The organism is Pseudoflavonifractor sp. An44, assembly GCF_002161675.1.
GTDB classification, from domain to species: Bacteria; Bacillota; Clostridia; order Oscillospirales; family Oscillospiraceae; genus Enterenecus; species Enterenecus faecium.
Genome location: NZ_NFIH01000019.1, coordinates 42,534 through 51,205, shown reverse-complemented (window position 1 = coordinate 51,205; position 8,672 = coordinate 42,534). Strand labels below are relative to the sequence as shown.

Below are 8,672 nucleotides of genomic sequence, written 5' to 3'. Positions count from 1 at the left end.
ATCAGCCATGATTGCCTGAGCCCCCGTCAGAGCGTCCAACAGCTCCTGCCAGTGAGTCTCCACATACTTATCGGCATTCTCAACCATCTGGGTGGCACGGTTGACGAGTTCTTCCAGGACGGATTTGTCCGCCTTGAAGCGCTGGGCCATAATGGCATCCAGCAGGGCGTCGGCGGCCTTGTCCACATCCTCCTGCATGGCGTCGCCGTCAGCCATCACATCCTTGGCGGCAGCCAGAGCGTCCACCAGCTCCTGCCAGTTGGCCTCCACATACTTGTCGACGTTCTCCATCATGCCGTCTGCCCGCTCAATGAGCATCTCCAGCACGTCCTTGTTGCCCTGGGTGAGACCCAGACCCCAGATACCTTCCAGCAGAGCGTCCCAAGCGGCGTTGACCTCGTCCTGGGTGGCGTTGTCGTCAGCAAGAACGGCCTCGGCGTTGGCCAGAGCCTTCTCAAAGGCGGCCTTGGCAGAGTCGGTGACACCCTCCGTGGACAGGGTCACGGCATAGTCATAGGTCTCTTGCAGCAGGGTCTTGTCCACCTTAGAGGGGGCGGCGGGAGTTACAGCAGAAGCCTCGGGCAGCACGGTAGCGTCCATATCGCCAGTGGAAACGGAAATTCCAGCAGGGGCATCCAGCAGAGTAGCCTCCCAATCAGACAAACTAGCAGTAGCACCGTCCTGATTCCAGGTGCGCTCAGCCACGGCGTAAATCTTCTGTCTCACGGAGTAATCAGAACGCTGATAGGCACAGCTGGTGCCCTTGATGACGTCGGCACCGGTCTTGCCATAGTTATATCCATAGTCAGACCAAATGGCGAAGTTTCCGCCCAGCACCTTACCGACGCTGTCGGGGTATGCATATCCATTGTCCCCCAGCTCAGCATTTGCACTATCGCCAAAGATACCGGGATTCCAGCCATATACCTTGCTCAGGTCTGCATTCCAATAGCTAGAAGCGCCGTATGCATAGTAGACATAAGTATAGACGAAGTTCACCACATCGTAGCCAGCAGCCAGCAGGGCCTGAGCATTTGGAGAAGCGGGCACCCAATACAGAATGATGATATCCTTGCTGACACCGGAATCCACGCTCTTGACGGCATCGTTGAACATCCGAGTGGTCATACCCTTGCTGACGATGTAGTCGTTGAGGTCATTGACATAGTTGACAAACCGAGGGTCGGTGCTGTTCATGTGGGTACCATCTGCGTAAGAGGCCTCGTCTGCGGCAATGTTGAAGCTGGTGCAGCCCTTGGAAGCAAAGTAGTCCACATACTTGGCCACCAGAGCCTGACCAAAGGCATAGGCGTCCTCGTTGGACAGGTCCAGAGTGATCTTACCAACCTTGGCATCGTAGTCGGTGGCACTGGCACGATAGAACCAGCTGTTATTGATGCTATACACGCCACCGATGTGTCCGGGGCTGTCCAGAGTCGGAATGATCTGAACGCCGTACTGCTCAGCCTCGGCCAGGATTTCATTCATATCGGACTCAGTCCAATAGCCATTGTCCGGCTTGCAGGTAGAAACATCATAGTCGGTGCCAGCCACAGTCACGTTCATGTCGTCCAGGAAGAAGCGAGTGGCGTTATTGTTGGAGAAATCCAGGTACAGCACATTCATCTTATTCCAAGACAGAGTGTGGATGAAGGACTTCATCATGTCAACGGTGTAAAATACACGTCCAGCATCCAGGTACAAAGAGCGCTCAGGAACGTCAGGATAGTCGGTGACGGTGCCAGCCATCACAGTGGTGCCGTTGGCAATCATGCTCTGAAGCACGGTATGCAGTCCGTACAGCACACCGATGGCAGAATTGGCAGTCACGGTGATGTTGTCAGAGGTGATGTCCAGTGTATAACCCTGGCTGTCCGTCACAGCAGTTCCATCCACCTTCACGACGATATCGCCGCTCTTGGCCATGGACTCATCGCCATAGACGATGGGCAGCACGGAATCACCAGGAATGCCCCGAGCGGCAAACTCAGAATTGGCCGTCTGAACATAGGTAGCCAAATCCGTCCCAGTGGGATCGCTGTCTGCAACGATGAAGAAGCGAGCCTCACTGGTCAGAGTAAAGCTGCCTTCTCCAGCCGTTGCGGACTGCACAGTAGGAACACTGGCGATGCCAGGCGCACTGTCCGTATCAGCAGCCGAACCACGCAGCGGCGAAACGCCTACCACCATAGCGGCTGTCAGAACCAGTGCAAGGCCTTTTTTGATCCAATTTCTCATAATAAAGTACCTCCCTGCAATAAGTTGTTTGCTAATATCTACACATGTCCTTGGACATGAGAAAGCACAGTCCACGCAGTTGTGATGCAGCTGCAAGCGCCCCTGGAGGTATCCCGACGCCCTCTTTCCAGATCCCATGACATTCCAGTTCGAGTTTATCTTACGACTTCTCCCCTATTTGTGTCAACACTTTTGTGCAACATTTGTAATATTTTAAGAATAAATTGTAATATCTTGTAAGTTGCAGGTGATCCCATATGCCATCACACCGTACTATTTCATCTGTACAGTCATCCTTGTTCTGGTGAACATGCTCTGAATTTAGCGGTTTTCTTTTGTAAATGGGGTGTAAAAATTTTAAGTTTGATTAAGGTAGCCTCGGTATACTGTCTCCCGTAACAGATTCCTGATGGAAAGGGGCATCCAGAGATGGCAGCACAGATGACATTCCAGCGCTACGAACTCAAATATCTGCTGAACCCGACTCAAAAGCGGGCAGTGCTACAGGCCATGGACGGACACATGGAGCTAGACCAATATGGCCGTGTGACCATACGAAACATTTACTGCGACACGGAAACGTTCCGTCTCATTCGCCGCTCTCTGGAGCGGCCCTGCTATAAGGAAAAGCTGCGGGTGCGCAGTTACCGCCAGGTCTCTCCAGAGGAGCCGGTGTTTGTAGAGCTGAAGAAAAAGTACAAATCCGTTGTCTACAAGCGGCGGCTGTCTCTTCCCGAGGGACTGGTCAGTCAGAGCCTGGGCCAGGATACCCCGCTTCCGGTGTCCTCGCAGATTGGCCATGAGATTGCGTATTTCCGCTCCTACTATCACCCGCTGATTCCCACCGTCTTTCTCAGCTATCAGCGGGAGGCATTCTACGCGGTGGACGGTGGGGACTTCCGGGTCACCTTTGACGATCACATTCTGTACCGTCAGGACCATCTCTTCCTGTGTAGTGAGGTCTATGGCACCCCCATCCTCTCCCCCGGTCAGACCCTCATGGAGATCAAAACCTCTGGGGGGATTCCCCTGTGGATGGTTCACGCCCTGACCCAGCACAACATCTTCAAAACGTCGTTCTCCAAGTATGGGACGGCCTATCAACACATGACAAACCAACAGCGGTTAGGAGGACTCCGTTATGCCTAATTTCTTTCGCGGTGTATTTGACACCGATCTTACCCAACTGATTTCCATCACTGATTTTTTGCTCTGTGTGGGTGGAGCACTGGTGGCCGGGCTGCTGCTGGCCCTGGCCTACATGGTGAGCACCCGGTACACCAAAAGCTTCGTGGCCACCTTGGCTCTGCTCCCCGCCGTGGTATGCGTCATCATCATGATGGTCAACGGCAACATCGGCACGGGAGTGGCGGCGGCGGGCACCTTCAACCTGGTGCGCTTCCGCTCGGTACCCGGCTCCGCCAAAGAGATTGGCGCCATTTTCCTGGCCATGGGAACAGGGCTGGTCATGGGCATGGGATACATCGGCTACGGCTTTGTCATCGCCATTATGCTGGGCGGTGTCAGCGTCCTCTACCACCTGGTAAACTTCGGCTCCGGCAAGAAATCTGCCTGTTACAAGACCCTGCACATCACCATTCCCGAAGATTTGGACTATACCGATGTCTTTGACGACCTGCTCCAGCGCTACACCAACCGCTGCGAGCTCTCCCAGGTGAAGACTACCAACATGGGCAGCCTGCTGCGCCTAACCTACCAGCTCACCCTCCGGGACCCCAAATTGGAAAAGGAATTCATTGGCCAGCTGCGCTGCCGCAACGGAAACCTGGAAATCACAGTTTCTCGCCAAGAGACCGCTTCCTGCGAACTCTAAGAGGGGATGATACATCATGAAATCTCTAAAACCATGCACTCTGCTGCTCTCTACGCTCCTGCTGTTGCCCGGATGCAAGACAGACTCTCCCACCCCCACAACGTCCAGTCAGGACCAGCTATCCTCTCCGTCTGCCACCTCCAGCAATGTGGACCTGTCCCAGCTGTTCAGTGACCGGGACTTTGAGATCGGCTATGACGAGGAGAGTGCCGTCCACATTCCGCCGGGTTCCCCCTCTACCTGCGACAGCGACGCCGTCACCGTGGACGGAAGCACCGTCACCATCACCTCTCAGGGGGGACACGGCGTGGTGTCCAAAGATGACTTGGTGGTCACCTGCGGTACCTACGAGATCAACGTCTCAAGCCACGGCCTGTCTGGCAAGGACAGTGTGGCCATTGCCAACGGTACCTTCACCCTCCAAACCGGGAAGGACGGCATTCAAAGCGACAATGAGGAAGACACCGAAAAGGGCTTTGTCTATCTGGGCGATGGAAATTACACCATCACCGCCGACGGAGATGGTGTCAGTGCCAGCAGTTGGATGCAGATAGATGATGGAACCTACACCATCACCACTGGTGGCGGCAGCGCCAACGGGGAAGCTCACACCGACAACATGCAGCCCGGCCAGATGGGGGGCATGGGTGGCATGGGCGGACGCCGTCCGTAAGGCAGTATAAGTATCATATATTTGCATATAAAAAGGCATGGTTTGCAAATCTCTGGTCGAATGAAGTTGTAACACATCATTCGAAAAGGGATAGCAAACCATGCCTGATAAGCTTGTACGGTTTAATGAGTCTGCGTCAAAAGGTAAATCCGAAAATTGGTACATGGTAGTATCGAGGATATGCTCAACAAACTGCTGACGCCACTCTTGGGTATTCTGGCCTTATGCGCTCTCGTTGACCTTTACGCTTAGGTTTCTTGTTGCACATTGTCTTCCGTCCAAGGATGTTAACCGGTATGTAATCGTATAGTTCCCCGGTACAGAAGAATTGACCGTTCCTTCCACCTCTACTCCATCGATCAGGTTTTCTCCATTGGCATCTTCCGCTTCAAGGACCCAGTCAAGGGGTACAAACGGTTCATTCTGAGAAATGGATATTTGTTCCTGTCGCAAGGTTAGCACAATATCATCTTTCACACCATCTATGTATGCTCTGCACTGTGCAGTTGCTACATCGCCAAATTCATTTGACACCGTGAAAAAAATACTATACTCTCCCTCTGCAGTTTTCTCCCGATACCATGATACTTGACCCGTTATCTCCTTACCGTATCCATTATCCGCTTCCAGCTGCTTCCGCTCAGCCAATACTCCTGGTAAATTCCCCAATTGAGTTACTGTCAACTGTACTTCCGAATCCACCTGTATGGTTGGACCAGTATAGTTTTCCAAAAGCAGCATCCGTCCCTGGTCTGTTAATTTCTCGCTATATCCGTTCAATGAGTAATAAATCATTTTTTGGTTTAGCTGCTCTGTGTTCTGGAGCACTGCACGGGCATCAGAGGTACGATCATTTCCGTCCTCATCTGTAACAAGCACTCCTTGCATTATATCTAGCTCACTCGTTCCATCGTACACCAGTATCTCCGGACTCCACTGGATCTGGCATTTCTGTGTTTTCTTGGTCAGAGCTGAATTTACTTGCTCCGGCCGCTGCTGTACGGCATACATCAGTAGGACTCCCAGTAGGATGGCAGCTAAAACTCCCAGCGCATGCAGAAAAAACAGTTTCCTTTTCATGCTTTCTCTCCTCACCTATTTCCATATCTACCGTAGCTATAGCCGTATTTGCCATATCCATACCCATATCCGTAACCATACCGGCTATGTGAGTGAGGCTGACCGTTATATACAAAGCCAAGGATTTTAGTGTGTACTTCCGCTAGCTGATCCAAGGTTTCCATGATTTGATTTCTTCGTATCCAATCATGTCTTACTACATAGAGTACTCCATCGGCATACCCAGACAATACAGCTGCATCTTCGAACAGTTGCATGGGCGGGCTATCAATTATTATATAATCCATAGTCCCCCTTAACGTCTCAAGCCACTCGCTCAATTTACCTGAGTTCAAAATTTCAGCAACGGCGGGGACAGGAGCATTTCCTCCCACAAAGGAGATCCCGGATTTCTCACACACCTCCAACGTTCTCTGTTGACCTTCTTGCTCTAACACTACATCCATCAGGCCGTATTTACCACTTCCTCCTACCTTTGTCCACATATCCTGCTTACGCAAGTCTCCATCAATCAGAGTAACCCGTTTCCCTTGTTTGGCCAATGCATAAGCCAGATTTTCTGCAACCATGGATTTTCCTTCTGTAGCCACTGTGCTGGTTACAACTACGACCTTTCCCTGTATCTCATCCAACTCTCTCCGCACTGATAACGTAAGGCTGTCTATTTCATCTACAAATCCTAAGCTCATCTCTTCTTCCAAAATAGAAGGATGGCGCCACTTTCTCTTTCTGAGTGCGGATATTTTACCCAGACACACAATGTTGCTCACAGGTTTGAGTTCATCGGGACTATGGATTCTCTTATGGAGCAATGCGACCAAAAATAGAACAGCTACTCCCACCACTGCCCCCAAAACAGCTCCTAGCGCCACCGCTTTGGGATAGTTAGGAAAATTACATGGCTCATTGGGCACAGCTGGCGTATCAATCAGATGGAACTCGATATCGCCTATTACCACACGAGCTACGTTAGGATATACTTGTAACAGTGCCTGTAAAATTCTTTCTGCCTCCACAGGATCGGGGCTAGTCACAGACATAGTCAACATATTGGACCCTTCCACCAGGGAAACCGCCAAGTTCCCCTGAATCACCTCCGAACCTAGTTCTGCCTTCAACTCATCAAGTAAAATAGGACTACTCAAAATATAAGGGAAGGTGTTTGCCAGCTGATTGGCTGCACTACTATCATAATAAAACCCATAGCTATCTCCCCGAGGATTGGTTGCCACCATGACGGTTGCAGAAACCTCGCTGCAGTACATGGGAACATAGGTTTTATATGTATAGCCATAATTGAAAGCACCAAAAACCAAGGCAAGCACCACAGGACACCACCAGTGTCGCCACAGGAGTTTTACCAAGCTTTCTATCAGAAACAATAGATCAATTTCATGTTCTGAACGCTCAATTTTCTCGCTCATGTTCTGCCTCCAGTTTCTTTTTCCCGCGCGTTCTTCGACCGTATCCGTAATACCGATCCCGACTTCTGCTACCAAACCCAAATGGATGCACTGCATTGAGCACGATGCCTTGGATTCGCACATTATTTTGCCGAAGAATCTCGAGCTTATCGTTAATGGCATCCACCCCGCACCAATCCTGTCGCACAACAAACAACACGCTTTCCACTGCTTGTAGCAGATATTCCGTATCACTTGTCACAGCCATAGGTGCCGAATCTACAATTATGTAGTCCATCGTTTCTGATAGAGCTTGGATTAGTTGGCATATCTTTGTTGCATTCCCCCGTACTCCGTCATTCACACGCTGATCACCGGATTGGACTACGTGTAGACCGCTGTCCTCATCGTAATAGACAGTATTCGTTCCCTCGCACCGATCGTTGAGATAGTCATTTATGCACACAGCATCCTCTTTGGGCAATTGTAGCACCTTATGAATGGCAGGCTTTCGCAGGTCACCATCCAATAGCAGAACCCTCCGCCCCTTTTCCTTCAACGCCAGGGCAATGTTGGTTGCCACCGATGATTTGCCCTCATTCTCTCCTACACTTGTCACCAACAGAATCTTGTGCCCACTGTGTTTCATCCGAAGCTCCAGGCGAGTTGCAATTTTTCTGATGGATGCAGAAAATCCCATACTAACCCCTGGGTCATTCAACAGAATGGATTTCTTTCTTCGGCGTATGATGTCTTTTGTACTTTTCCACTTCCGCTCAAACGGTACATCACCCAAGACACTTCCATTTAGATTCCGCTGTGCCCCTTGCATGGTCTGAACGGTTGGACGTAACGCAGTAAACAACACACATCCTGCCGCCACCAAGATTGCCGCTCCAACACTTGCTATTTTCTGAATGTGTCGGATGTTTGGGGTATTTGAAGGTGTTTGGGGTACGGACGGTGGTTGAAGCATCATTAAATCAGCATTGGTAAACAAATAGTTTGAAACTTCGTCATAATGATTTATAGCTGACCACAAACCTTGATGGGCCTGCTTGGCAGTAGGTGCCGTGACCTGAATTGTGAGCATATTGGTCTCTGGTATTACCTCTGCTTTAATTTCGCCATCAAACTCTGTTACGGCTAACTCCTCAACCACTTTCTCGCGTAGAACATTGCTGGCAAACACCTCTCCAATCACCTCTGCCATTTGAGTTGTGGCTGTGAGGTTGGAGTAAATGCTAATATCGCTTCCCTTTGCGGTAACCGCCATTGTGGCATAGGACGTATACGCCGGAACATATCGAAGCTGTACAACACTGTCTACTCCCATCCACACCGTAAAACCAGCTAAAACCACAACCCATAGATTGATAACCAGATCACGGAGTACCGAATACCAGCTCAATTCATCCCAGCGAAACAATTCTCTTTCTTCCAT

7 protein-coding genes are annotated in these 8,672 nt (G+C 50.7%); 3 read left to right on the top strand and 4 right to left on the bottom strand.

Annotated features, from left to right (window positions below):
* Positions 1-2,238 (bottom strand): family 20 glycosylhydrolase (locus B5F98_RS09460; RefSeq protein WP_158099830.1); only part of this gene is annotated, 2,238 nt, incomplete at its 3' end.
* Positions 2,239-2,667: 429 nt separating this feature from the next.
* Here B5F98_RS09460 and B5F98_RS09455 point away from each other — a divergent pair.
* From B5F98_RS09455 to B5F98_RS09445, 3 genes are read left to right on the top strand one after another with little or no spacing between them, the layout of a single operon-like run.
* On the top strand, positions 2,668-3,387 hold the full coding sequence (locus B5F98_RS09455; RefSeq protein WP_087371835.1) for a polyphosphate polymerase domain-containing protein: 720 nt from the start codon (positions 2,668-2,670) through the stop codon (positions 3,385-3,387).
* Positions 3,380-4,072 carry a DUF4956 domain-containing protein gene (locus B5F98_RS09450; protein ID WP_087371832.1) on the top strand — a complete coding sequence of 231 codons (693 nt, stop codon included), beginning with the start codon at positions 3,380-3,382 and terminating at the stop codon, positions 4,070-4,072. Before B5F98_RS09455 ends, B5F98_RS09450 begins: the two co-directional genes overlap by 8 nt.
* Before the next feature lie 16 nt (positions 4,073-4,088).
* A complete protein-coding gene (locus B5F98_RS09445; protein WP_087371829.1) occupies positions 4,089-4,745 on the top strand; it encodes a carbohydrate-binding domain-containing protein in 657 nt (218 codons plus the stop codon).
* Between the two features lie 222 nt (positions 4,746-4,967).
* Here B5F98_RS09445 and B5F98_RS09440 read toward each other — a convergent pair whose 3' ends face one another.
* The 3 genes from B5F98_RS09440 to B5F98_RS09430 are packed head-to-tail and all read right to left on the bottom strand — an operon-like array spanning position 4,968 to position 8,672.
* Positions 4,968-5,825 carry an immunoglobulin-like domain-containing protein gene (locus tag B5F98_RS09440; protein ID WP_087371826.1) on the bottom strand — a complete coding sequence of 286 codons (858 nt, stop codon included), beginning with the start codon at positions 5,823-5,825 and terminating at the stop codon, positions 4,968-4,970.
* Between the two features lie 11 nt (positions 5,826-5,836).
* Positions 5,837-7,249 (bottom strand): polysaccharide biosynthesis tyrosine autokinase, encoded by a 1,413-nt coding sequence (locus B5F98_RS09435; protein WP_158099829.1) that lies wholly within the window; start codon positions 7,247-7,249, stop codon positions 5,837-5,839.
* The gene (locus B5F98_RS09430; protein ID WP_158099828.1) at positions 7,233-8,672 is read right to left on the bottom strand and encodes a CpsD/CapB family tyrosine-protein kinase; all 1,440 of its coding nucleotides are present in this window, start codon (positions 8,670-8,672) and stop codon (positions 7,233-7,235) included. The genes B5F98_RS09435 and B5F98_RS09430 overlap by 17 nt, the downstream gene beginning before the upstream one ends.

Coding starts and splice junctions, on each gene's coding strand:
- B5F98_RS09450 (WP_087371832.1), top strand. CDS start 3,380: ATGCCTAATTTCTTTCGCGGTGTATTTGACACCGATCTTACCCAACTG.
- B5F98_RS09430 (WP_158099828.1), bottom strand. CDS start 8,672: ATGGAAGAAAGAGAATTGTTTCGCTGGGATGAATTGAGCTGGTATTCG.
- B5F98_RS09455 (WP_087371835.1), top strand. CDS start 2,668: ATGGCAGCACAGATGACATTCCAGCGCTACGAACTCAAATATCTGCTG.
- B5F98_RS09445 (WP_087371829.1), top strand. CDS start 4,089: ATGAAATCTCTAAAACCATGCACTCTGCTGCTCTCTACGCTCCTGCTG.
- B5F98_RS09440 (WP_087371826.1), bottom strand. CDS start 5,825: ATGAAAAGGAAACTGTTTTTTCTGCATGCGCTGGGAGTTTTAGCTGCC.
- B5F98_RS09435 (WP_158099829.1), bottom strand. CDS start 7,249: ATGAGCGAGAAAATTGAGCGTTCAGAACATGAAATTGATCTATTGTTT.